19 protein-coding genes are annotated in these 24171 nt (G+C 72.0%); 8 read left to right on the forward strand and 11 right to left on the reverse strand.

Annotation, left to right across the window (positions count from 1 at the left end):
* The first annotated feature begins 158 nt into the window (after positions 1–158).
* Both AB0E90_RS09450 and AB0E90_RS09455 read left to right on the forward strand, forming a co-directional pair.
* Positions 159–1463: a M23 family metallopeptidase gene (locus AB0E90_RS09450; RefSeq protein ID WP_360401950.1), complete on the forward strand. Its 1305-nt coding sequence runs from the start codon at positions 159–161 to the stop codon at positions 1461–1463.
* Positions 1460–4063, forward strand: coding sequence for a glycoside hydrolase family 9 protein (locus AB0E90_RS09455; RefSeq protein ID WP_360401953.1), 2604 nt, complete (start codon positions 1460–1462; stop codon positions 4061–4063). The genes AB0E90_RS09450 and AB0E90_RS09455 overlap by 4 nt, the downstream gene beginning before the upstream one ends.
* Positions 4064–4100: 37 nt before the next feature.
* Here the strand turns inward: AB0E90_RS09455 and AB0E90_RS09460 are convergent, their stop codons facing one another.
* Together AB0E90_RS09460 and AB0E90_RS09465 are read right to left on the reverse strand one after the other, a co-directional pair.
* Entirely contained in the window at positions 4101–5600 is a 1500-nt protein-coding gene (locus AB0E90_RS09460; protein ID WP_360401956.1) for a serine/threonine-protein kinase, read from the reverse strand.
* Positions 5597–6358, reverse strand: coding sequence for a hypothetical protein (locus AB0E90_RS09465; RefSeq protein ID WP_360401959.1), 762 nt, complete (start codon positions 6356–6358; stop codon positions 5597–5599). Before AB0E90_RS09465 ends, AB0E90_RS09460 begins: the two co-directional genes overlap by 4 nt.
* 144 nt (positions 6359–6502) lie before the next feature.
* Here AB0E90_RS09465 and AB0E90_RS09470 point away from each other — a divergent pair, with 144 nt between their 5' ends.
* The 3 genes from AB0E90_RS09470 to AB0E90_RS09480 are packed head-to-tail and all read left to right on the forward strand — an operon-like array spanning position 6503 to position 9404.
* Entirely contained in the window at positions 6503–7375 is an 873-nt protein-coding gene (locus AB0E90_RS09470) for a hypothetical protein (RefSeq protein WP_360401962.1), read from the forward strand.
* Positions 7372–8133: an AfsR/SARP family transcriptional regulator gene (locus AB0E90_RS09475; RefSeq protein ID WP_360401965.1), complete on the forward strand. Its 762-nt coding sequence runs from the start codon at positions 7372–7374 to the stop codon at positions 8131–8133. Before AB0E90_RS09470 ends, AB0E90_RS09475 begins: the two co-directional genes overlap by 4 nt.
* Positions 8134–8177: 44 nt before the next feature.
* Positions 8178–9404: a cysteine desulfurase-like protein gene (locus AB0E90_RS09480; RefSeq protein WP_360401968.1), complete on the forward strand. Its 1227-nt coding sequence runs from the start codon at positions 8178–8180 to the stop codon at positions 9402–9404.
* Here AB0E90_RS09480 and AB0E90_RS09485 read toward each other — a convergent pair.
* The 4 genes from AB0E90_RS09485 to AB0E90_RS09500 all read right to left on the reverse strand — a co-directional run bounded on the left by AB0E90_RS09485 (position 9344) and on the right by AB0E90_RS09500 (position 14306).
* Positions 9344–11662 (reverse strand): EAL domain-containing protein, encoded by a 2319-nt coding sequence (locus AB0E90_RS09485; protein WP_360401971.1) that lies wholly within the window; start codon positions 11660–11662, stop codon positions 9344–9346. The two genes, AB0E90_RS09480 and AB0E90_RS09485, sit on opposite strands and share 61 nt — an antisense overlap.
* A gap of 67 nt (positions 11663–11729) precedes the next feature.
* Positions 11730–12518, reverse strand: coding sequence for an ABC-2 family transporter protein (locus AB0E90_RS09490; protein ID WP_360401974.1), 789 nt, complete (start codon positions 12516–12518; stop codon positions 11730–11732).
* Position 12519: 1 nt separating this feature from the next.
* Positions 12520–13305, reverse strand: a complete 786-nt coding sequence (locus AB0E90_RS09495) for an ABC-2 family transporter protein (RefSeq protein WP_360401977.1) — start codon at positions 13303–13305, stop codon at positions 12520–12522.
* Positions 13302–14306: an ATP-binding cassette domain-containing protein gene (locus AB0E90_RS09500; RefSeq protein ID WP_360401980.1), complete on the reverse strand. Its 1005-nt coding sequence runs from the start codon at positions 14304–14306 to the stop codon at positions 13302–13304. Before AB0E90_RS09500 ends, AB0E90_RS09495 begins: the two co-directional genes overlap by 4 nt.
* A gap of 100 nt (positions 14307–14406) precedes the next feature.
* Between AB0E90_RS09500 and AB0E90_RS09505 the strand changes: the two genes are divergently transcribed.
* A complete protein-coding gene (locus AB0E90_RS09505) occupies positions 14407–15132 on the forward strand; it encodes a M15 family metallopeptidase (protein WP_360401982.1) in 726 nt (241 codons plus the stop codon).
* A gap of 100 nt (positions 15133–15232) precedes the next feature.
* Positions 15233–16537, forward strand: a complete 1305-nt coding sequence (locus AB0E90_RS09510; protein WP_360401985.1) for a trypsin-like peptidase domain-containing protein — start codon at positions 15233–15235, stop codon at positions 16535–16537.
* Here AB0E90_RS09510 and AB0E90_RS09515 read toward each other — a convergent pair.
* Positions 16493–19165, reverse strand: coding sequence for a transglycosylase domain-containing protein (locus AB0E90_RS09515; RefSeq protein WP_360401988.1), 2673 nt, complete (start codon positions 19163–19165; stop codon positions 16493–16495). The two genes, AB0E90_RS09510 and AB0E90_RS09515, sit on opposite strands and share 45 nt — an antisense overlap.
* 185 nt (positions 19166–19350) lie before the next feature.
* On the reverse strand, positions 19351–21246 hold the full coding sequence (locus AB0E90_RS09520; RefSeq protein WP_360401991.1) for an Hsp70 family protein: 1896 nt from the start codon (positions 21244–21246) through the stop codon (positions 19351–19353).
* A gap of 202 nt (positions 21247–21448) precedes the next feature.
* On the opposite strand from AB0E90_RS09520, the gene AB0E90_RS09525 reads away from it, so the two are divergent.
* Positions 21449–22741 (forward strand): cytochrome P450, encoded by a 1293-nt coding sequence (locus AB0E90_RS09525; protein WP_360401994.1) that lies wholly within the window; start codon positions 21449–21451, stop codon positions 22739–22741.
* A gap of 4 nt (positions 22742–22745) precedes the next feature.
* Here the strand turns inward: AB0E90_RS09525 and AB0E90_RS09530 are convergent, their stop codons facing one another.
* The 3 genes from AB0E90_RS09530 to AB0E90_RS09540 form a co-directional block, all read right to left on the reverse strand.
* Positions 22746–22886 (reverse strand): hypothetical protein, encoded by a 141-nt coding sequence (locus AB0E90_RS09530; protein WP_360401997.1) that lies wholly within the window; start codon positions 22884–22886, stop codon positions 22746–22748.
* On the reverse strand, positions 22886–23146 hold the full coding sequence (locus AB0E90_RS09535; protein ID WP_360402000.1) for a hypothetical protein: 261 nt from the start codon (positions 23144–23146) through the stop codon (positions 22886–22888). The genes AB0E90_RS09530 and AB0E90_RS09535 overlap by 1 nt, the downstream gene beginning before the upstream one ends.
* Before the next feature lie 363 nt (positions 23147–23509).
* Positions 23510–24154: a hypothetical protein gene (locus AB0E90_RS09540; protein WP_360402003.1), complete on the reverse strand. Its 645-nt coding sequence runs from the start codon at positions 24152–24154 to the stop codon at positions 23510–23512.
* Positions 24155–24171 lie beyond the last annotated feature (17 nt).

The following is a 24171-nucleotide window of genomic DNA, read 5'->3' on the forward strand; positions in this document are numbered from 1 at the left end:
ACGGGTGGGTCACGCCGATCGGCGCATGGCACCACGGTGGGCATCGACCACTTCCCGCCTGCTTACCGGCCGCTGTCCGCGGTCCGAGGTAAGCGTGCGGAAAGTGCACTGTGGATTAGTGATTCCTGAGTGTCGATGTCCGACGAGAGGGAAGACCCGTGAGACTCAGGATGTCCCGAACCGGCCGGCGAGCGATTCGCGCGGTCCTTTTGCTCGCTCTCCTGGTGGCCGGCGGAGCGCTGGCCATGCCCCGGGCCGAGGCCGCCACCAAGGCGTACTACCTGCCCTTCCCGGCCGGTGTCAGCTACCGGGTCACGCAGGGCTGGGACGGCTCGTTCAGCCACAACGGCAACGAGTTCGTGCGGTACGCGGTGGACTTCGGAATGCCCAGCGGCAGCACGGTCGTCGCCGCCGCGCCCGGTGTCGTGTACGACTCGTACCTGTCCGACAGCTGGGGCAACACGGTCGTCATCCAGCACCCGTGGGGCGAATGCACCCGCTACTCGCACCTGTCGTCTCGGCGGGTCAGCAAGGGCCAGACCATCAAGCAGGCGCAGGTGGTCGGCATCTCCGGCGCGACCGGCAACGTCAGCGGCGCGCACCTGGACTTCAAGGCCGAGGAGTGCAGCACCCGCTACTCGATCAAGATGAGCTTCGCCGACTACAGCGGTTCGCTCTACGACACCGCGGTCCAGGGCAAGACGCTGACCAGTGGTAACAAGCCGCCGGTCATCGTGAAGCCGCTCGACACGGTGGGCATGTGGAACCCGGCTGACCACTCGTTCCACCTGCTGGGCACCAACGCCGCCGGCAATTCGAAGTGGGCGTTCTCCTACGGCGCCCTGGGCGACCAGCCGGTCACCGGCGACTGGGACGGCAACGGCAAGGAGTCGGTCGGCATCTTCCGGCCGGGAACCGAGCTCGGTTCATTCCACCTGTCCAACAACCTCCCGCCCGCCGGCGCCTCGAACTACGCGTTCGAATCAGGGCTGGCCACCGACGTCCCGCTGGCCGGCAACTGGGACGGCAAGACCGGCGACAGCACCGGCTTCTACCGGCCGTCGGACGGCACCTTCCACCTCAAGGACCTCAACGAGCCCGGCATCTCGAACTACGCGTTCCAGCTCGGCCCGATCGGCACCGGCGTGACTCCGCTCGCCGGTGACTGGGACGGCGACGGCGAGGACTCGGTCGGCTACTACGACCCGGCCGACAGCTCGTTCCACCTGAGCAACGTCCTGGACTACGGCTCCTCCGACTACGCCTACGTCTACGGCCGGCCGGGTGACGTGCCGGTCGTCGGCGACTGGGACGGCAACGGGACGGACACGCCCGGCCTCTACCGGCCGGAGACCAACCAGTTCTTCCTGAAGAACACCCACGGCGGCGGCAACGCCAACATCACCTTCACCGGCTTCACCGCGGGCATGGTTCCGGTGTCCGGCGACTGGGACAACGCATGAGGGCCCGGCTCGCCGCCGCGCTCGTCGCCGCGGTGCTGATCGGCGGAGCGGCAGCCCCGGCGCAGGCCGCGGTCACCTCCTACATCCGGGTCGACCAGGTCGGCTACCCCGCCGACGGGCCGAAGGTGGCCTTCCTGCTCGGCACCACCGCGCAGGCCGGCACGGCCTTCCAGGTGGTCGACAGCGCCGGCACGCAGGTCCTGGCCGGCACCGTCGGCAGCAGCCTCGGCTCGTGGAACTCCAGCTACACCGCGGTCGCGCCGATCGACTTCTCGGCGGTGCGGACCGCGGGCCGCTACAGCATCCGGGTCAGCGGCGTGACGACCTCGCCCACCTTCGCGGTGGGCACGGCGAACAGCCTCTACGCCCCGGTGTCGGCCACCGAGACCAAGTTCTTCCAGGCCAACCGGGACGGCACCAACGTGCTGTCCAGTGTGCTCAACCGCAAGGCGTCGCACCTCGCGGACGCGTCGGCGAGCATCTACAAAGCCCCCACGTTCGACGACGACGGCCTGATCGTCGGCAACCTCACCAAGGCCGCCACGGCCACCGTCGACGTCTCCGGCGGCTGGTTCGACGCGGGCGACTACCTCAAATTCACCCACACGACGGCGTACGCGCTGGACACGCTCCTGGTGGCGCAGCGCTCCGGCGCCGCCGACACGACCCGGGCCGCCGAGATCGACTTCGGGCTGGACTGGCTCGACAAGATGTGGGACGACAGCGCCGGTGTGCTCTACGCGCAGGTCGGCATCGGCGGCGGCAACGCGGCCAAGACGTACTACGGCGACCACGACGCCTGGCGCCTGCCCCAGGACGACGACACCATCACCGACGCGGCCGGCACCGGCCAGTACTACCAGCGCTACCGGCCGGTGTTCCGGGCCAACGAGCCCGGCGCGAAGCTGAGCCCCAACCTGGCCGGCCGGGTGTCGGCGGCCTTCGCGCTCGCCGCCCAGGTGCACGCGACCAGCGACCCGACCCGGGCACGCAGCGAGCTCGCGAAGGCGGCGGCGATCTACGGCATCGCGAAGACGACCTCGGTGGGCGAGCTGGTCACGACGTTCCCGCACGACTACTACGGCGAGGACGGCTGGACCGACGACATGGCGCTCGGCGGCGTCGAACTGCACCTCGCGGCCAAGGCGCTCGGCGACAACCGGGCGGCGACCTGGCTGACCCAGGCGGCCCAGTACGCCCGGCAGTACCTCGACGGCGACTTCCACGACACCCTGAACCTGTACGACGTCAGCGCGCTCGCCGACTCCGACCTGGTGACCGCGATCGGCTCCACCGGCAGCCTCGCCGTCACCCCGGCCGAGCTGGTCAGCTCGCTGGAGGAGCAGCTCGACGCGGGCGTGACCCGGGCCAACGCGGACCGGTTCCGGGCCGGCGCGGTCTACAACGACTACGACTCGACGTCGCACACGTTCGGGCTGATCGCGCAGGCGGTCCGCTACCGCGACGTCACCGGCAGCACCAAGTACGCCACGTTCGCGCAGCAGCAGGCGAACTGGATCCTCGGTGGCAACCCGTGGGGCACGTCGCTGATCGTCGGGGTCGGGACGACGTACCCGAAATGCCCGCACCACCAGATCGCCAACCTGGCCGGCAGCCACACCGGGACCGGCGCCATCCTGGCCGGCGCGGCGGTCAACGGCCCGAACGGCACCGCCACGTTCAGCGAGTACGACCCGGACGACACCAGCCGGGGGTGCCCGGCGGACGGCGCGGACCCGTACGCGGTGTTCACCGGGAACGGCGCGCGCTACGTGGACCACACCGACGCGTGGATGAGCAACGAGCCGGCGATCGACTTCACCTCGACCGGCGCGCTGGCGTTCAGCCTGCTCGGCCGGGGCGGCCCGGTCACCGGGCCGGTCACGCACGCCGACTCGATCGGGGTGTTCCGGCCGTCGGACCACAAGGCGTACCCGCGCACCACCCTCACGTCCGGCAACAGCGACGTCACGGCGTGGGCGATCGGCACCGGCGCGCAGCTGCCGATCTTCGGTGACTGGGACGGCGACGGGGTCGACGGGTGGGGCTTCTTCGACCCGGCCGACCACTCGTTCCACCTGCGCAACTCGCCGACCGCGGGGGCGTTCGACACCGCGTTCGTGGCCGACTACGCGGCGAGCGGCGACGTGCCGATCGCCGGGGACTTCGACGGCGACGGCAAGGACACGGTGGGCACCTGGCGGTCCGGCGACCAGCTGGTGCGGCTGCGTAACACCAACACCGCCGGCGCGGCCGAGGTGACCCAGTCGTTCGGGAAGTCGACCAGCACCCTGCTGACCGGCGACTGGGACGGCGACGGGCACGACAGCCTGGGCTACTACGACCCGGCGGACCGGTCCTTCCACCTGCGCAACGCGCTGACCGGCACCGGCGGCTCGGACTTCGCGTTCGTCTACGGCTCCGTCTCCGACCTGCCGGTGGTCGGCGACTGGGACGGCAACGGCACCGACACGGTCGGCATCTGGCGGCCGTCGACGAAGGAGTTCAACCTGCGCAACACCAACGCGGGCGGCGACGCCGACCTCCGATTCGCGTACGGCGCCACGACCGACCGCCCGATCGTGGGCGACTGGAAGTAGCCGCGTCGAGGGCCCGGGCGCACGCTGCGCCCGGGCCTCACGGCGTGTACAGCGCCCGGTACTGGGCCACCGACGTGGTGTACTGCTGCCACTTGGGCGCGATCCCGTTCGCCTGGATGACGCTGGTCGCCGACGAGCGGTAAGCGGCCGCGAGCAGCAGCCCGGGATCGCCCGGCACCGTCTTCAGCTTCTCCGACTGGAAGCACAGCATCCGGCCGACCGGCGGGATCGACATCTCCGGCGGGAAGGGCGGAGTCGGCGGCGTCGCCGGATGGCTGCCCGGCAGGAAGCCGACCAGCACGCTCGGCGTCCAGCGGGCGATGCCGTACTCGTCCTTGGCCGGGTCGCTGAGGTTGGGGTCGAAGTTGCTCTCCACCTTGAGCATCGCCGCGATCAGCGGCGGGCTGAGCCCCGGCGCCTCGCACATGGTGCCGGCGGCCACGATCAGCGAACGGTACTGCTCGGGAATGCCGGCATCGCGCTTGAGCAGCTCGTCGCCACGGAACGTGGACGGCTCGTCGTCCTGCGACACCACCAGGGCGGTCGCGGTCGAGGCGGTGGCGAGCACCAGCACCGTCGCGGCCGCCGCCACCAGCCGGTGCCGGGGCATCCGGCGCCGTAGCGGGGCCGGCTGGCCGCGCATCCGGGCCAGCAGCGCGGCCGCGGTGTGCGGGGTCCGCGCGGCGTGGGTGGGGGCGAGACAGTCCCGGATGATTGAGCGCCACGCCTCCGGCACCGCGTCCGGCAGCGGCAGCTCGGCGCCGGTCTCCGCGTACCGTGCCGCGGCCGGCGCCCACGCCCGCGGCCCGGTGCCGGGAAACGGGAAGTCGCCGGTGAACGCCTGGTAGGCCAGCACGCCGAGGGCCCAGATGTCGGCCGTGGTGCGCACCGCGATGCCGCGCTCGCCGAGGTTCTCGGTCCAGTACTCCGGCGGGAGGTAGGCGGAGGAGCCGATCGGCGGCAGGTAACCGTGGGTGCCCTCGATCTCGGCGGTCAGGCCGAAGTCGGCCAGCCGGACCGAGTCGTCGGCCATCAGCAGCACGTTGGCCGGTTTCAGGTCGCCGTGGATCCAGCCGAGCTCATGCATGTAGGCGAGACCCTCGCACACCTGCGTGACCAGCTCCGCGGCGTCCGGCAAGGGCTCGCCCGCCCGCTCACGCAGCCGGTCGGCGAGCGAGCGGCGGGCCCGTTCCATCACGATGACGGCCGCGCCGTGCAGGGCCGGCGTCGCCAGGTCGTCCACCACGAGGGTGTCGTAGCAGCGGATCAGCCGCTCGTGCGCGCCCGCGCGATGGAAGCGGACCTCCCGGTCGGCCATCGCGGCGAGATGGCTCAGCTGCCGCACCGTCACGGTGCCGGTAGGCAGGAACTTCAGCGCGGCCCGCTCCGGGCGGCCGTCGCCGCCCTCGCCGACCTGCTGGGCGGCGTACACACTGCCCCAGCTGCCGGTGGCGATGCCGCCGGTGACCTCCCACCCGCCGACGCGGTAACCGGCCGGCACCACGACCGACCAGGGCCCGGCGTCCGGCGCGCTCACCCGACGCGCACCGGCGCGGGCAACAGCCGGAGATGATCCTCCCGGACCAGGTTGAACCGCAGCGCCAGGGACACCAGCGCGGCACGTTTGGTGTCCAGCCGCCGCGCGCCGTCGACCGGGTCCTGCTTCACGCGCAGTTTCGTCCGGGCCAGATAGTCGATGTGGAAGTTGACCGCGGCAACCGTCAGGTCGGCACAGGACGGCAGCGGCCGCAGCCGGTTGACGACGCCCTCCACGGTCGGGATCGCGACGTGCGAGCGGTCCCGCAGCCGCTGCTCGCACAGCGCGACCAGGACGAGGAAGTATTTCGCCGTCTCGTCCATCGGGAAGGCGGTCAGCGTGCCCTCCCCGCCGGTGGCCCCGCGGCCGTGCCGGTCGAGATAGGAGTGCATCGGCGCGAAGACGGAGAATCGCACCAGGTCCAGCCCCGACGGGAGCACGACCCGGGAGATCTCGAACGGGATCGGCGCCCCCAGTCGGCCGGGCGGCACCTTGACGTGCTCCCCCGCGCCCTCCGGGTTCTCCACCACGAACGTCTTGTCGGCGCTGAAGTTGCTCAGCAGCCAGTGGTCGGTCGCGCCCTGGATCTCACCGGCGAGCCGGGGCACACCCGGGTCGGCCAGCCGCACGTCCACCGGGACCCCCGGCGCCCCGCGCCCGAACCGCGCCTTCGCGCCCGGCGCCAGCGCCACCGTTCCCCTGCGGGCCTGCCCATCACGGTCGACGCCGTCCGCGAACTGAATGAGCACAGTCTCCACAAAAATCACGCCCCAGCATCCCCACAACGCCGTTGCCGCACAGCAGTGTACATACGCCACTGTCTATCAGTTGGCCGCCACCCGGTCACGCTCCCTAAGAGTTCGCAGGACCGTTGACCTGGGGTTCCGTGCCTAAATATGGCCATGACAGGAAAAGTGCTGATGGCCGCGGTGCTGATGGCCACGCTCGGCGCCGCCACGGTGCCGGCCGATCGGACGGCGGCCGCCTCGCCGGCGCCGGTGGTCGTGCCGGCCGGGGTCACCGCCGGGGTGGCCGTCTTCGACCGGCGTACCGGCCGGTTCACCGCCCGCCACGACGACCAGGCGCAGTTCCGGTCGGCGTCGGTGGTCAAGCTGCTCATCGCGCTCGACTATCTGTGGGACCGGGGGCCGTCGTATGAGATCCCGGACGAGGACCGGGCCCTGCTCGAGCCGATGCTGCGCAGCAGCGACGACGCGGCGGCGAGCCGGTTCTGGCGGCTGAGCGGCTACGAGGCGGTGGTCAACCGGATGGTGGCCCGCCTCGGGCTGCGCCGGACCGCGCCGCCCCCGGCGTCGATGCGCACCTACTGGGGATACACCGCGATCAGCGCGGCCGACACGGTCCGCATCTACCGCTATCTGCTGGACGAGGCGCCCCCGGCGGTACGCGCGTTCGTGCTGGACAACCTGCGCCGCTCCACTCGCTGCGCGGCCGATTCCTACGACCAGTCCTTCGGCATCCCGAGCGTGTTCGGCCGCCCGTGGGCGGTCAAGCAGGGCTGGTCGGGTTTCGGCGATCCGGCCCCCGGCCCGTGCGCGCCGGCACTCCACGCCGACGCTGCCCCGCCGGACCTCGACCTGGTCAGCGAGGCGCTGCACACCACCGGCGTGGTCGGGCCCGGCGACCGCTGGATCGTCGTGGTCCTCACCCTGCACCCCGACGGCACGACCTACGCCCGGGCGACCGCGGACCTGACCACCCTCACGCGCGGGCTGCCGGTGCCCGGCGCGACCACGATTCGGGAGCCACGATGACGGACACGCTCTTCGCCACCGAACCTGCCACCGACCTCTGCTTCGGCGTCCTCGGGCCGCTCGCCCTGTGGAGCGCCGGCGCCCGGGAGACGCTGACCGCGCCGAAGCTGCGCGGCCTGCTGACCCTGATGCTGCTCGACAGCGTGCCGGTGCCGGCCGAGCAGGTGCGCTTCGTCCTGGACGAGGGCGAACGCTGGCGGGACAACACCGGGCCGATGCACGTCGCGGTCCACCGCCTGCGCCGCTGGCTGATGCAGCACGGCGGCCACCGGCTCGAGCTCGAACCGGCCGGCTACCGCCTGACCGTGGTCGGCGGCGAGGTCGACGCGCGGCGCTTCCGCCACCTGGTCACCACGGCCAACGACCGGCCGGACCCGGCCGAGCGGGCGGAACGCCTGATGGCAGCCCTGGCGCTGTGGCGCGGCCCGGTGGGCGCGGACGCGCCGGCCGCGGTCCGCCAGCAGCACGCGGCCCGCCAGCTCGAACGCCTGCGCCGCCAGGCGACCGTCGACCTGGCGGTGACCTGCCTGGACGCCGGCCTGTCCGGCCAGGCGCTGCCGCTGATCGAGCGGGCGGCCGCGGAAGCCCCCTACGACGAGCAGACCCAGTCGCTGTTCGCGCTGTCGCTGGCGGCGTGCGGCCTGCAGGCCGAGGCGCTCGACGTGATCGAGCGGACCCGCCAGACCCTGGCCACCGAGCTGGGCATCGACCCCGGCCACCACCTGCGCGACGCCCAGCTGCGCATCCTGCGCCCGTGAACGGCGACAGCACGCTGCGTCCGTGAATGGCGAAAGATAGGGCCATGTCTCTTGACCTCGCCGCTCTGCGGGCCCACTTTCCCGCTCTCGAGAGCGGCCTCGCGTTCTTCGACGGGCCGGGTGGAACACAGACGCCCCGGGCGGTGGCCGACGCGGTGGCCGCCACGATGACCAGCCCGATGTCGATCCGGGGAGCCGTCAGTTCGTCCGAACGCAACGCCGAGCGCGTCGTCGCGGAGTTCCGGGCCGCCTATGCCGACCTGCTCGGCGTGCCCGCGAACGGCATCGTCCACGGGCGCAGCGCCACTCAGCTCACCTACGACTTCTCCCGGCATCTGACCAAGGACTGGCATCCGGGCGACGAGATCGTCCTCAGCCGCCTGGACCACGACGCCAACGTCCGGCCCTGGGTGCAGGCCGCCGAGCGGGCCCGGGTCACGGTGCGGTGGATCGAGATCGACGCGGAGACGGCGGAGCTGGATCTCGGCTCGTACGAGCGGGCCCTCTCCGGCCGGACCCGGCTGGTCGCGGTCACCGCCGCGTCGAACGTGCTCGGCACGAAACCACCGGTCCGCCGGATCGCCGACCTGGCCCATCAGGCCGGCGCGCTGGTGTATGTGGACGGGGTGCATTACGCGGCGCATGACCTGGTCGACGTACACCATCTGGGTGTTGATCTGTTCGTCTGCTCGCCCTACAAGTTCCTGGGCCCGCATTGCGGGGTCCTCGCGGCCGCGCCCGAGTTCCTGGCGACGCTGCGCCCGGACAAGCTGGTTCCGTCGTCCGACGCGGTGCCGGAGCGGTTCGAGTTCGGCACGCTGCCCTACGAGATGCTGGCCGGCGCGACCGCAGCCGTCGACTTCCTCGCCGCGATCGATCCGGGGGACGAAACCGCGCGCGATCCGGGGGACGAAACCGCCCGCCGGGCCCGGTTGACCCGGTCCCTGCGTTCCGTGCACGAACACGAGCGGTCGATGCGGGAGCGGCTGCAGGACGGGTTGAGCGGCTTCGGCAAGGCGGTCACGGTCCACTCGAAGGCCGCCGACCGCACCCCGACGGTGCTGGTGACGCTGGAGGGCCGCGACGCCCGGGAGGCCCAGGTCCATCTGGCCGCCCGCGACGTGGTGGCGCCGGCCGGGTCGTTCTACGCGGTCGAGCCGTTCGCCGCGCTCCGGCTCCCGGATCCGGCCCTGCGGATGGGAATCGCGCCCTACACCACGCCCGGGGAGGTCGACCGGCTGCTCGACGGGCTCGCCGAGCTGCTCAGCTGAAGGGCGGCCCAGCGGTCGCCGACCTCGTCCGGCGGCAGCGGGCGGTCGAAGAGGTAGCCCTGGCCGTACTGGTAGCCCAGGCTCTGGATCAGCTCGCGCTGCTCCTCGGTCTCGATGCCCTCGGCCACCGAGGTGAACTCCAGCGCGGTGGCCATCTGGCTGACCGCGGTGGCGACCGCGACCTGCCGGCCCACCGTGGTGATCGACTCGACGAACGAGCGGTCCAGCTTCAGGGTGGTCACCGGGCAGGTCAGCAGCAGGCCGAGTGAGGAGGCCGCGGTGCCGAAGTCGTCGAGGGCCAGCCGGATCCCGAGGCCGCGCAGCCGCAGCATCGCCTCGGCCGACTCCTCGTCGTCGAGCACCGCGGTCTCGGTCACCTCGATGCTGAGGCAGCTCGCCGGCAGGCCGGAGTCGCGCAGCGCGGCGGCCACGTCGTCGACGAAGCCGGCCGTGCACAGCTGGCGGCCGGCGACGTTGACGTTGACCGTCAGGTCCTGGGCGGCCGGGAACTCGGCCCGCCACCGGGCGGCCTGCCGGCAGGCCTCGCGCAGCGCCCAGAGACCGATGGCCACGATGTGCCCGGAGCGCTCGGCGAGCGGGATGAAATCGTCCGGCGGGACCAGGCCGCGGGTCGGGTGGTTCCACCGGATGAGCGCCTCGACACCGGTCATCCGCAGGTCGTCGAGGCGCACGATGGGCTGGTAGACCAGCGCGAACTGGCCGGCGTCGACCGCGGTGCCCAGTTCCCGCACCATCTCGGCCTCGCCGGCGATCCGGGCGCCCATCTCGTCGCTGTAGTGCACGCAGGTGCTCTTGCCGCGCCGCTTCGCCTCGTACATCGCGATGTCGGCGTTGCTGAGCAGCGTGGACGGCTCGTCGCCGGGGCGGCCGGAGGCGACGCCGACGCTGGCCCGGGTGATGATGAGGTGGCCTTCCAGGGTGATCGGCTCGGCGAGCCGGCGCAGGATGTCCTCGGCGATGCGGGTCGCGCCCTCGGGCCCGCTGCCCGGCAGCAGAACCGTGAACTCGTCGCCGCCGAGCCGCGCGACCAGATCGCCCTCGCGCACCGCCGCGCGCATGCGCTCGGCCACCTCGACCAGCAGCGCGTCGCCCGCGGCGTGGCCCATGGTGTCGTTCACCGTCTTGAAGTCGTCAAGATCGATGAGAAGCACCGCGGAGCCCGGCGCATCCGCGAGCTCCGCCAGGAAGCGGGACCGGTTCGCCAGCCGGGTGAGCCCGTCGGTGGAGGCCTGCTCGCGCAGCAGCGCCTCCTGGTCGGTGAGCCGGTCGACCGCGACGTCGAGCCGCCCGATCAGCATCACGTTGTCCTTGAACGCGATCAGCTGCCGCCCGCAGACCAGGGCGGTGATCACCACGGCGCCGACCGTCGCGCCCAGCAGCCGCGCCGACGCGTGCGCCGGAAGGACCAGGAGAAAAACGACGAAGGTCAAGGCGATCATGCCGTACGGCAACAGGCTGTACGGGCGGCGCCGTGCACTGCCGGCCGGCCCGTCCGCCCGGGCCAGGGCCCCCTGGATCCGCGGGCCGATCGCGATCGTCAGCGACGGCAGCAGCAGCACCATGAAGACGTAGTAGCGGTCGTGCAGCTGGAAGTGCCCGGGGAGGAACGCCGCGATGCCCTGCACGACCGGCGCCGCGACCATCGGCCAGGCCGCGATCCGGGCCATCGGCGGCCGCGGCACCAGCGCCACCTTGGTGGCCGAGAAGCCGCCCACGATAACCAGCGCCGCGGTGATGCTGGCAGTGACCCGGTTCAGGTTCTCGTCGACCGGATTGACCGCGAAACACCAGGCCAGCACGCCGCCCGCGACCAGCACGGTGGTGGCGTCGAGCCAGAACACCAGCTTCTCCCGGGCCGTGGTCAGCCCCTGCGGGAAGAGCAGGCAGGCCAGCACGTTGCTGAACATGCCGATGATGAAGAACGCCGACTGCACGGTTCCGCCGCTGGTCGACGCCCCGGCCGGAACGAGCAGCACGTGCAGCGCCTGGAAGCTGTCGCCCACGGCGAAGGAGCCGCCGGCGAACGCGATCGCCGACCAGAACCGCCGATATTGCGGGGCGAACGCCCGCAGGCACCAGGCGCCGTAGGCGAGGGCCACGTCCATCGGCACCTGGGCCATCCAGAGCACCTGGATCTGCCGCAGCTGCTCGCCCTCGAACACCCGGAACAGCACGAAACTGACGAGGGTCACGGCGAACAGCGCGAGCAGCACGGGGTCACGCCGGAGAACTCGCATCGCACCTTCCCTCTGCCGTCGGCAGCCGTCTCTATCGGCGGGAAGGCCGGGGCGATGAGGGAAAGGGCTAGTTTCCGGCGCTTTCGTAGCGGCGCAGGCCGCGCTGGAAGACGAGGGCGGCCACGCCGGCGCAGTAGACGGCGGCCAGCGGCGTGAGCAGGCCCAACCAGCGCGACGGGCCGGTGTCCAGCAGGTAGGCGATCGGGAAGTAGCTGATGAACGCGAACGGCAGGGCCACGCCGAGCACCGCCTTGAGCGCCAGCGGATAGATCGACAGCGGGAACCGGGCCAGGTCGCCGACCTGGTGCATGGCGAACGCGAACATCGGGCTGGGGCTGGAGAGCCAGAAACACACCGCGTTGGTGGCCAGGTTGATCGACACTTTGATGACCACCGAGCTGATCAGCAGCAGCACCGCGAGCCCCACCCGCCACGGCGTCCAGTCGACCGCCGAGTGGGCCAGCCCGGCGCCGATCATGAGGCTGCCGGTGACGATGTTGCTGAGCCCGTTGATGCCGAGCGCGGCACTGCTCACCTGCAGCGCCACCGGGTACGGCCGGACCAGGTAATAGTCGAGCTCGCCGCGGTTGATGTGCCAGGCCAGGTTCCACATGCCGTCGAAGAACAGCGAGCCGACGCCCTCGGCCAGCGCGACCGCGCCGAACATCATCAGCACCGACCAGAACGTCCAGCCGTTGAGCACCGGCACCTTGGCGAACAGCGCCGCCAGGAAGACGATGTTGACCACCTGCATCAGCACGGTGGCGCCGGCGAGGATCAGGAAGTCGGTCTCGTACTCCAGCAGCGACCGGAAGTGGGCGCCGAGCAGCCGCAGGTAGAGACGGGCGGTGCGCATGTCATCCTCCGTTCACGGTGAGCCGACGCAGCGCGGCCCGCCACACCAGGCGGGCGCCGAACCAGAGCACGAGCACCCAGCCGAGCTGCACCGCGACCAGCAGTAGCCCCTCCCCCGCGTCGACCCGGCCCAGGAAGATCAGCGCGGGGGTGGAGGTGAGGCCGGCGAAGGGCGACCACTGCGCCGCCGTGGCCAGCCAGTGCGGCAGGTAGACCAGCGGGATGAGCGCGCCGGACAGCAGGTTGACCACGGCCAGGCGGGCCCACTGCACACCCATGAAGTTCTGCGTCCAGAAGCAGGCCAGCGTGCTCACGTAGACGATCAGGAACTTCAGCGGCACGAGCAGCAGCATGCTCGCCACGAACAGGGCCGCTCCCGCCCCGGCCGGGAGATCCACGCCGCCGGTGAACGCCAGGGTGACGCCGACGACCACGCCGATCAGGGCCAGCTCGATCCAGAGGCCGCCGAGCGACTCGGCGAACCGGGCCTTCTGGTAGTCGACCGGCTTGACCAGGTCGAGCGCGACGTCGCCGTCGAGGATGCGGTAGGCCATCCGGAAGTCACCGAGGATCGACACGACGATGCCGGCCGCGAATGCCACCAGAAGGTAGGCGCGCATCTGCGGCCAGGTGAAACCGTTGATCGGCGACTGCGCGAGGACCACCCGCCACACCGCCAGCAACGCGACCAGCTGGACCAGCACGGCGCCCATGCCGAGCAGCAGGCTCAGGCGGTACGCCAGGGCCGCTCGCGCGGCGGCCCGGGCCAGGGCCCGGTAGCTCCTCATCGGGGCAGCACCAGCTCACCCGAGTAGACCCGGCGGATCACGTCCTCGATGCTCGGCTCGTCCACCCGGAAGTCGACCAGGTCGGTCAGGCCGGCCAGCACGGTCACGACCTGACCGGCGGAAACCGCGAAACGATCGAAGCGTACGGCGTACCGCTGCGGGGTGTCCTCGACCGTGACCTCCGCGCCGGGCAGCGAGTCACGCAGGGTTTCCAGCGGCACCGGCCGCGCCGTCTCGACGTGCAGGATGCGCTCGCGGGCGAAGGTGTCCTTCACCCCCACCAGGTCGCCGTCGAAGATGATCCGCCCGGCGTCGATGATCACCAGGCGGCGGCAGAAGCCCTCGATGTCGGCCAGGTCGTGGCTGGTCAGCATGACCGTGGTGCCCTCGTCGCGGAGGCTGCGGAAGAACTCCCGGACCCGGTCCTTGACGGCCAGGTCGAGCCCGATGGTCGGCTCGTCGAGATAGACCACCTGCGGGCCGTGGATCAGCGCCGCCGCCAGATCGGCGCGCATCCGCTGGCCGAGCGACAGCTTGCGGCCGATCACCGGCAGGAGCTCGCCGAGCTCGAGCACGTCGTCGAAGCGGGCCAGCCGCTGACGATAGGTGGCGTGGTCGACGCCGTAGATGTCGCGCAGCACGGCGAGAGACTCCGAAACCGGAAGGTCCCACCACAATTGCGTACGCTGCCCGAAGAGCACGCCGATGCGATGGGCCACCGTCGTCCGGTCGCGCTGCGGGTGCAGCCCGTCGATGCGCACCTGACCGGTCGTCGGCACCAGGATGCCGCTGAGCAGCTTGACGGTGGTCGACTTGCCGGCGCCGTTCGGCCCGACGTAGGCCACCGCCTCGCCCGCCTCGATGGACAGGTCGATGTGGTCGACCGCGACCTTGTCCGAGTAACGCCGGGCGAACAGGTGCTTGAACGAGCCGGCCAGCCCGGACCCTTTGTCGGGCCGGCGGAACACTTTGGTGAGATCTCGCGCCTCGACGATCGGCATGCCTTTTCAACCCCCGTATTGACGGACTTCACCCTACGGACGCGGTTATCGGGCGCAATCGATTTCTCCCGGGGTGCGACGCCCTGGTATGACGGCAGGCATGCGACTGGTGGCGGTTCTCCTGGCCTGCGTGGTCGTGGCGGGCTGCTCGAGTCCCGCCTCCGCCCCCGCCCCCGCTTCCCGGACGCCGGCCTCGACCCCGTCCCCCTCGCCCTCGCCCTCGCGGATCACGACCGACGAGCTGCCGCCGCCGGCCGACGGGCGGTTCCACTCCTCGATCCGGGCGGTGCCGGCCGCGGTGCTCGCCCGCTCCAGCTGGACCAGCGCCTGCCCGGTCAAAGCCACCGATCTGCGGTACGTCACGGTCGGCTTCCGCGGGTTCGACGGGCTGGCGCACACCGGCGAGATGCTGGTCGGAAGACGGGCGGCGCCCGGTCTCGTCACGGTGTTCGGGAAGCTGTTCGCGGCCGGCTATCCGATCGAGCGGATGCACGTGACCAGCACGGCCGAGCTCAACGCGCCGCCGACCGGGGACGACAACAACACCGACGCGTACGCGTGCCGCCCGGTGCGCGGCAGCAAGTCCTGGTCGCAGCACTCCTACGGGCTGGCGGTCGACGTCAACCCGTTCCTGAACCCTTACCACAAGGGCAAGGTCGTGCTGCCCGAGCTGGCCACGTCCTATCTCGACCGGGGCACCGTGCGGCGCGGCATGATCCGGCCGGACGACGTCGTGGTGAAGGCGTTCGCCGCCATCGGGTGGGAGTGGGGCGGGGACTACCGGTCGCTCAAGGACTTCATGCACTTCTCCGCCAACGGTGGCTGAAAGTCCCCGGATGCGTACAGGAGACCTTCAGCGGTTTCCAAGAACTCAGCGGTAAACCGGAGATGAAAGCGGTTCCGGTGCCCTGAAGGGGGCGACTCAGGTGACGACTCCTGAACAGTTCACGTACCCGCCCGACTACGCCACATGGCCGCCTTACCAACAGCCGTACCAGGCATCGCCGCCGCCACCGCGACGGCGGCGGACCGGCCGGCTGGTCGCCGCGATCGGCGGTGGCGTGGTGGCCCTGGCGCTCGTCGGGGCCGGCGGATTCGCGCTCGGCTGGGCGGCGCACCCGTCCAGCTCGGCGGTCAGCTCGGGCAGCAGCTCCTACCTGCCGTTCAACCCGGGAACCGGCAGTGACATCGCCCCCGGGCTCGGCTCCGGCTCTGGCTCCGGCTCCGGCTCGACCGGCGACGGCTCGACCGGCGACGGCTCGACCGGGTCCAGCTCCGCCGGCGCGACCGACAGCCAGGTCGCCGCGGTGGCCGCCAAGGTCGATCCGGCGCTGGTCGACATCGACACCGTGCTCGGCGCGCAGAACGCCGCGGCGGCCGGCACCGGCATCGTGATCAGCGCCGACGGCGTCGTGCTCACCAACAACCACGTCGTCGCGGGCGCCACCAGCATCACGGTCACCGACATCGGCAACGGCAAGAGCTACCGGGCCGCCGTGGTCGGTTACGACCGCAGCGGCGACGTCGCGGTGCTCCGGCTCTCCGGCGCCTCCGGCCTGGCCACCGCGACCCTGGCCACCTCCGCCGTCCAGGCCGGCGACTCGGTGGTGGCGATCGGCAACGCCGGCGGCACCGGCGGCACCCCCAGCGCGGTCGGCGGCGTCGTCTCCGCCCTGAACCAGTCGATCACCGCCTCGGACGAGTCGACCGGCTCCGCCGAGCAGCTGACCGGCCTGATCGAGGTCAACGCGGACATCCAGGCCGGCGACTCCGGCGGCCCGCTGCTGACCACCTCCGGCCAGGTGATCGGCGTCGACACCGCGGCCTCGGCCGGCTTCCAGTACCAATCGGCCGGCGGCGACGGCTACGCCATCCCGATCGCCACCGCCACCGCGATCGCCGACAAGATCCAGAACGGCAAGGCGTCCAGCGTGATCCACCTCGGCGCCACCGCCTACCTCGGCATCGAAACAACGAGCAGCCGGGCGTACGCCGGAGCCACCGGCCCGGTCGTCCTCGGTGTCGTCGACGGCTCCCCCGCCGAGACCGCCGGCCTGACCCGCGGCGACGTGATCACCTCGGTGGCCGGCACGAAGACCGCCTCCGCCACCGCGCTGACCGACACCCTCGACCGCTACCACCCGGGCGACAAGGTCAAGCTGGCCTGGACCGACGTCTCCGGCCAGTCACATTCCGGCACCGTCAAGCTGACCACCGGCCCCGTCGGCTGAGGCCGCAACCGACGGCGGCGGCACATCGCTCGCCCCGGAACTCGCCCCGGAGCTCGCCGGCGCCGAAACGGACTCCGACGGCTCCGGGGCGGACGGCGACAACGAAGGCGATGGCATCACCGACGGGGCCGGGGTGGTGGCGCCGGGCAGCGGTTTCGCGGTGACCGTGGTCGCCGGGAAGTCGAAGGTCCACCCGTCGGCGAGCAGGCCGGGGATGAGCTTGCGCAGGGCCTCCACGGTCTGCTTCCGGTCGCCGCCGCCGTCGTGGACCAGCACCACCGCCCGCGGCGTCAGCTGCTGCCGGATCCGCGTCGCGATCGTGTCGGCGCCCGGCAGCATCCAGTCGTCCGGGTCCACCACCCAGCCCAGCGGCGTGTGCCCGGCCTGCGCGCCGACCTTGGCCGAGGGGCCGAAATCGCCGTACGGGGCGCGGTAGTAGGTCACCGTCGCGCCGGGAGCCGCGTCCGCGATCGCCGCGTCGGTCTCCGCAATGTCCGCGCGGCTCTTGTCCGCCGCCACGATGCCGAGGTCGTCGTGGTGCATCGAATGGTTGCAGAGCCGGTGGCCGTCGGCGACGATGCGCCGCACCAGCTGCGGGTACCACGTGACGTTCTCGCCGACCATGCAGAACGTGGCCTTGACGTGGTATTTCGCGAGCAGGTCCAGGACGGCCGGGGTGTCTTGCGACGGCCCGTCGTCGAAGGTCAGCGCGAGCCGCTTGCCGGTGTGCTCGGTGTGCACCACCGGCTCGTAACCGGCCCCGGGCGCGTGGATCTCGGTGACCGTGTCGGGGCTCTTGGCGTCGTGGCCGCTCCGGCCGGCGTCGCCCGCGTCGACCCGGCCGACGTGCGCCGGCGCCGGCAGCGCCTTGACCGGCTGCCCGGTCAGCGCCGACCGGGTGAAGTCGCGCCAGATCCGGGCCGGCATGGTGTCACCCTCGATCCGGGCGCCGTGCGCGTCGCGCAGCGGGCCGGGTTTCGCCTTGCCGAGCCAGATCACGCCGGCCAGGTCGGGTGTGTAGCCGGCCATCCAGGCGTCCTGGTTCTCCAGGGTGTCGAGCCACTGCTGGGTGCCGGTCTTGCCGGCCGCCGGCCGCCCCGGGGTGAAGCCGTGCTCCTTGACCACGGACTGCAGCACGGTCGAGACGTCCGCGGCGATCCGGGGATCGAGCGCGACCGTGCCGGCGGCGGCCACCGTCGCGCCACGCACCGATTGCACAAAATGCCGCTCATGGCGTACGCCGCCGGCGGCCAGCGTCGCGTACACGGTGGCCAGGTCGCCCGGCGTGACCGGGTAACGGCCGAGGGCGATGTCACCGCGGGTGTGGCCGGGCGCCGGGTCGCCCTTGACGTCCACGAGCGACTTCTGCCCGGCGTACTTCGGCGGGATGCCCAGGCGTACGGCCATGTCCCGGACCTTTTCCGGGCCGATCTCGGCGGTCACCGCGTAGAACGGGGTGTTCAGCGAGTCGACCATCGCGTGCTGCAGTGTGCAGTCGGCGCAGTGCAGGCCGTCGTGGTTGCGCAGCGGCACGCCCCGGTCCGGGAACAGCCGGGGTGAGCTGCCGTCCCAGCGGGACTGGTAGGCGATGCCCTGGCGCAGCGCGGCGGCGAGCACGATCGGCTTGAACGTCGAGGCGGCCGGGTGCAGCGCCGCCGCGTTGTCGAAGTAGCCGCTGCCGTGGTCGCCCCCGTAGTAGGCGCGCACCCCGCCGGTCGCCGGATCGACGGCGACCAGGGCCGCCTCCAGGCCGGCCGGCTGACCCTTCAGGTGCGCCGCCACGGTGCCGGTTGCGGCCCGTTGCGCCGCCGGGTCGAGGGTGGTGACCACCTCCAGCCCCTGGGTGTGCAGCTGCTGGGAGGTGATGCCGCGGCCGGACAGCTCCCGCTCCACCTGGTCGACGACGAGGCCGAGCGGGCCGCCGATCGCCGAGCTGGCCGGCAGCACCTTCGGGTAGACCGCGGCGCCCTCGTGGGCGTTCGCCACGATCCAGTTCCAGCGCTGCCGGGCGGCCGTGGCGTCGTGTGCCGGGTCGAATCCCCACGGGTCCTTGACGACGGCGGCGAGCACGGCGCTCTGTGCGAAGTCCAGCCGGTCCGGGGTGACCCCGAAGTAGGCGTTGGCGGCGGCCGCGATCCCGTACGCGTTCCGGCCGTAGTAGATCGTGTTGAGGTAGCGCTCGAGGATCTGGTCCTTGGTGTGCTGGCGTTCCAGGTTGACCGCGAGCGCCGCCTCCTGCAGCTTCCGGTCGACCGTGACCTCGCGGCTGAGGAAGGCGTTGCGGACGTACTGCTGGGAGATCGTGGAGGCGCCCTGGTGCTCGCCGCCGGCGTCGGCCACCATCGCCCGCAGCACGCCGCGCAGCGACACGCCGGGGTGGCCGTAGAAGTCGCGGTCCTCGGCGATCAGCACGGCCCGGCGCAGCTCGGGCGAGACCGCCGACAGCGGCACGTCGTTGTGGTCGGTGGCGCCGACCCGGGCCAGGATGGTCCGGCCGTCGCGGTAGTAGAGCACCGACGCCTGCGGCTGCGGGGCCACCCCGGGCAGCGGGACGGACTCGACGTAGGCCTCGGCCGCGCCGATCCCGGCGCCGGACCAGAAGAGCACCACAATGGCGGTGGTGGCCACGATCCGGCGCCAGCGGAAGGTTCGCTTTCGAGTAATTTCCGGCTGCACACTCGCTAGACGCATTCACCGAGTCGAATGTGGACAGGTAATTTTGCGTCACCGATCGATCACTATCGTTACCGGGACGTTGACCTGCGATTTCATCGTGGTTACCGAGATCGGTGATGAGATATGTCGCAAAAACCTCAGCAAGTGACCGTGATCCGGTCGAAGCGGACGCGGAACGGCGTGGGCTTCGCGCCGGCCTGGGCCCGGTTGAGCGCGGACACGCCGATCCGCACCGTCGGCGGCAGGTCCATCCGGACGGTGGCCAGGTCGGCGAACTCGGCCTTCCCGGCCGGGCGCCAGGCTCCGGTGACGACGCCGCCCGACCGGGTCATCCGCAGCACCAGCCGGGTGGCCGCGGTCTCGATCGGCCGCTGGTCGGGCATCGTCCCGTGCACCCACTGGTGCGGGCCGCCGTTGCGGTACTCGAAGCCGACCGCGCCGGTCTTGCCGAAGCCGCGCTCGATCCGCACATAGCTGGCCGGGTGGTTCCACAGCAGCAACCCGGCGCCCTGGTAGAAGACGGCCGGGGCCGCCTCGAGCGCCGCCTCCAGCACGAAGTCGCCGGTGATCGGCCGCAACAGCATCGGCGCCGTCATGTTGGCCTGATAGATGTCCGCGCCGTCCGGGGCATCCAGCTCGGCCGCCCCGCCGCTCACCGGGATCGCCAGGTCCGCGCGGTTGCGCTGCCACGCGCTGTCCACGGTGGCGCCGCTGAACTCCTCGGTGAAGCCGCAGACGCTCGGCGTGGGTGACGGCGGTGCGGCGGGGCCGCCGCCGGCACGCACCAGCCGCACCGCGACCGGAACGCCGACCGCGATCGCCACGACCGCCCCGGCCGCGACCAGCATGCGGGTGCGGCGCCGCCCGGCAGCGCGTACGCCGGGATCAGCCGGCGGCTGGATCGGCGCCGGCTGGGCCGGCTGCGGCTGGGCCGGCTGCGGCTCGGGCATCGCCGGAGATGTCGGCGCGGCCGGGATCGGGGCGGTGGCGGTCAGGCGGGCCGCCCCCAGCGCGATGCTGTGCTCCGGGTCGGGGTCGACCACCACCGGCCGGCCGAACGCCTCGGCCACCAGCGACCCGGCGAGCGGGATCCGCGACGACCCGCCGGCCAGCAGCACCGCCCGCAGCTGCTCCGGGTCGACGCCGCCCGAGCGCAGCGCGCGGCCCAGCGCCCGCACCGTCTCCCGCAGCGCCGGCTCGATCATCGCCTCGAACTCGCGCCGGGTCAGCCGCACCCGGGTGTGCAATCCGGGCAGCGCCACCGGGATCAGCACCTCGGTGTCGAAGGAGAGCGTCTCCTTGGCGTCCACGCAGTCCCGCCGCAGCCGGGTGAGCGCGGCCACCAGCTCGGGGTCGTCGCCGGCCAGGCGGTCGGCGGGCAGCGCCTGGGTCACGTGCTCGAAGACCGCCTCGTCGAAGTCGATCCCGCCCAGCTGCTCGATCCCCTCCGGAGCGCCGAGCAGCTCGAACCCGCCCGCGGTGCGGCGCAGCACGGCCGCGTCGAAGGTGCCGCCGCCCAGGTCGTAGACGGCCACGACGTCGCCGGCGGCCAGGTGCTCGCCCGCCGCGTACGAGATGGCGGCCGCCTCCGGCTCGCTGCGCAGGACCACCGGTGGCGCGTCGGCCAGGCGCGCCGCCTGCTCGAGCAGATCGCGCTTGTACGGACCCCAGTTCGCCGGGCAGGTGAGCACGATCGACTCCGGCGGCCCCTGCTCGACAGCGGTGGCGACGGCCAAAACGTGATCCAACTGGCGGGCGACCAGTGCGTGCGCGGGATATGGTGAACCGCCGACCAGCAACGGCACCGGGTCGCCGACCCGCCGCTTGAACTCGCGCGCCAGGCGGTCCGGCTGCTGCTCGCCGCGTCGGGTGGCCGGTTCACCGACCACGACCGGCCCGTCGGCGGGCAGGAAGATCACCGATGGGATCTCCGGCCGCCGGCCGCCGAGGCGGAGCACCTCCACGGCGTTGCCGCGCCGCACCGCCGCCGCGGTCCAGGTGGTCCCGAGGTCAACGCCCAGCCCGTACGCCATCGTGGTCTCCTGGCCCTTGCGGATCCGCCGTTGTGGGCCGTGGCCGCACCCAGCATCGACCGCGACCCCGGCGCCGACAAGCCCATAAAGGACGGTTGCCCCAAACATTGCCCGTTTCGGCCCGTGACCGGCCTCACTGCGGCCACCGGATCTTGCGGTCACTATCAGTACGCCATTCTCGGGGGAAAGAACAGGAGGCGACATGCAGACGTTCTCGGCCGTCCGCTTGCGCCTGCTCGGCTGGGCCGCTCGACGATTCGCCGGAAAAGCCGGTTCGATGTCGTTCGCCGGCACCATGTCGATGCTGTCCGACAAGTCCCTGTTCCCGCTGTTCCGGGACGGGCTCGACCCGGTCCCGGAGGTCGGCCGGCTGCGCGCGGAGGAACCGGTCAGCCGGCTGCCGATCCCGCTGGGCATCCGGGCCTGGCTGGTGACCGGTTATGAGCCGGTGCGGGCGGTGCTGGGCGCCACCGACGGTTACAGCAACGACTTCGGCCAGTTCGCCGCGCGGGTCGGGCTGACCGCGGGCCAGGAGCCCGGCGGTCTCGGCATGGCCGACCCGCCGATGCACACCCGGCTGCGCCGCATGATCATGCCGGAGTTCACCATGCACCGGCTGGCACGGCTGCAACCGCGCATCGAGACCATCGTGAACGACCGGCTCGACGCGATGGCCCGGATCGACGGCCCGGTCGATCTGCTGCAGGAGTTCGCCCTGCCGGTGCCCGCGCTGACCATCTGCGAGCTGCTCGGCGTCCCGTACGCCGACCGCGACTTCGTCCAGCAGGCCAGCGCGGCCCGCTTCGACCTCGGCGGCGGCGCCTACGCGCCGCTCGACGCGATCAACGAGTCGAAGGCGTACCTGCGCGGCCTGGTGGCCGACCAGCGCCACAAACCGGGCGACGGCCTCATCGGCTCGCTGATCCGCGCGCACGGCGACGAGCTCGACGACCAGGAACTGACCGGCCTGGCCGACGGCGTGCTCACCGGCGGGCTGGAGACCAGCGCCAGCATGCTCGCGCTGGGCTCGCTGGTGCTGATGACCCAGCCGGAACTGGCCGATCCGCTGAGGGCTGGCGGCCCGGCCGACAAGCTGGTCGAGGAGTTGCTGCGCTACCTGTCGGTGGTGCAGGTGGCGTTCCCCCGCTTCGCGGTCCGCGACCTCGAGGTGGCCGGCGTCGCGATCAAGGCCGGCGACGTCATCATGTGCTCGCTGTCCGGCGCCGACCGCGACGAGGTGCTCGGCCCGGGCATGGACCGGATCGACGCCGCCCGCGCCACCAGCCGCTCGCACCTGGCGTTCGGGCACGGCCTGCACCGCTGCGTCGGGGCCGAACTGGCCCGGATGGAGCTGCGCATCGCCTACCCGGCGCTGGTCCGCCGCTTCCCGGCGATGCGCCCGGCGATCGACCCGGCACAGCTCCCGATGCGCCGCGCCTCGATCGTCTTCGGCCTCGACGGCCTCCCGGTCACCCTGGGAGCCTCCGCGGCCTGAGAAATCACTGCCAACCCAGCACCGGCCGGTACGGCACGGACAGGTCCACGCTGAGCCGCCGCGCCGGCGAGGCCGGGCCACCGCACAGGTGCGCTCGCACCTTGCGGTAGTCCTCCGCGCTCGCCACCAGCCGGCGCAGGCGCATCAACTGCGCGCCCGGAACGCTGCGGCATTGCCCTTCACCTGCAGTTGCCGTCGCCGTGGACCGGCGGCGGCGATGGCGTCCTCCGTCGCCGTCTGCGACCGCCGCCACGGCCCCTCCAGCAGGCGGCGGAGGTCGGTCCGCAGGCCGGCGATCTGCTGCGCCTGATCCTCCTGGACCGCGAGCAGCTTCCGGAGCAGCGACGTGACGGTTCCGGCCGCGACGTCGGAGGTCACGGCCACCACGAATTCGATGATCGGCACTGGTTCCCCCGATCCCGTTGCCGGGCGCCGGATGAGGCCCGCACCGTATCGCGATCCGCGGCGGCCGCCGTCAGCCAGCGACGCACCGGCCGGTGATCGGGTGACTACGCCGCGGGTGCGCACTGGAGTTGGGGCTCGCCGCTGACCAAAGTGCCATGCATGCCGACGCGATATGCCGAACCGATGGAAGTGATGCTGCAGAACCTCCCGGCCCCGCACCGGGAGATCCTCGTCGCGACCTACTTCCGCCGCCGGACCACCCGCGAGGCGGCGCGGCAGCTCGGTCTCGACCCGGCCGAGGCGAAACTCCGGCTGTACGAGGCGATGCGCGACCTGTCCGGCCTGGTCAACGCCGTCCGGCCGTCAGCCGTTGCCCGAACGTCGGCGTTCGATGTCGCGCAGGACCTCCGGGTCCCACTTGCCGGCGTCCCAGTCGTCGCTGCTGATCAGTTTCGGGCGGGCGGCCAGGTCGGGGCGGCCGGTGGCCTGCCGGAGCCGGGAGCGGACCAGCCGGACCGCGGCGATCAGCAGGGCGAGGCCGGCGATGCGCAGTGACGCCTCCGTGGCGGCCGCGGCGCCGATCGACGGCACCTGCGGCGGCACGACGTAGGCCAGCACGCTCAGCACCACCCAGATGAGCACGCCGCCGTAACCGATCAGGCCGGGGCCGGCCGCGGTCAGCCGGTGGGCGCTGACGATCCAGACCACGATGGAGATCAGCAGGCCGATGATGCAGATCAGGCCGACGAAGCCGGTGATTGCGCTGCCGATCAGGACTCCCGCCGCGGCCGGGTCGGTGGCGGCGCCGCTGCGGATCGCGGTGACACCGGCGACGGCGAGGGCATTGGTGACCGCGACCAGGATCGCGTAGATCGCGCCGAACCGAACGACCCGGCGGGTGGCCAGCGAGAACGTGCCGCCCGATTCGTCGGGCGCCGTGCCGCCGCGGCGGCAGAAGTGGCCCTGGCCGGGACGGTCCAGCGGCGTACCGCAGATGTCGCATTGCATGGTTTGATCTCCCCCGA

This window comes from Actinoplanes sp. NPDC026619 (genome assembly GCF_040638295.1).
Classification (GTDB): Bacteria; Actinomycetota; Actinomycetes; order Mycobacteriales; family Micromonosporaceae; genus Actinoplanes.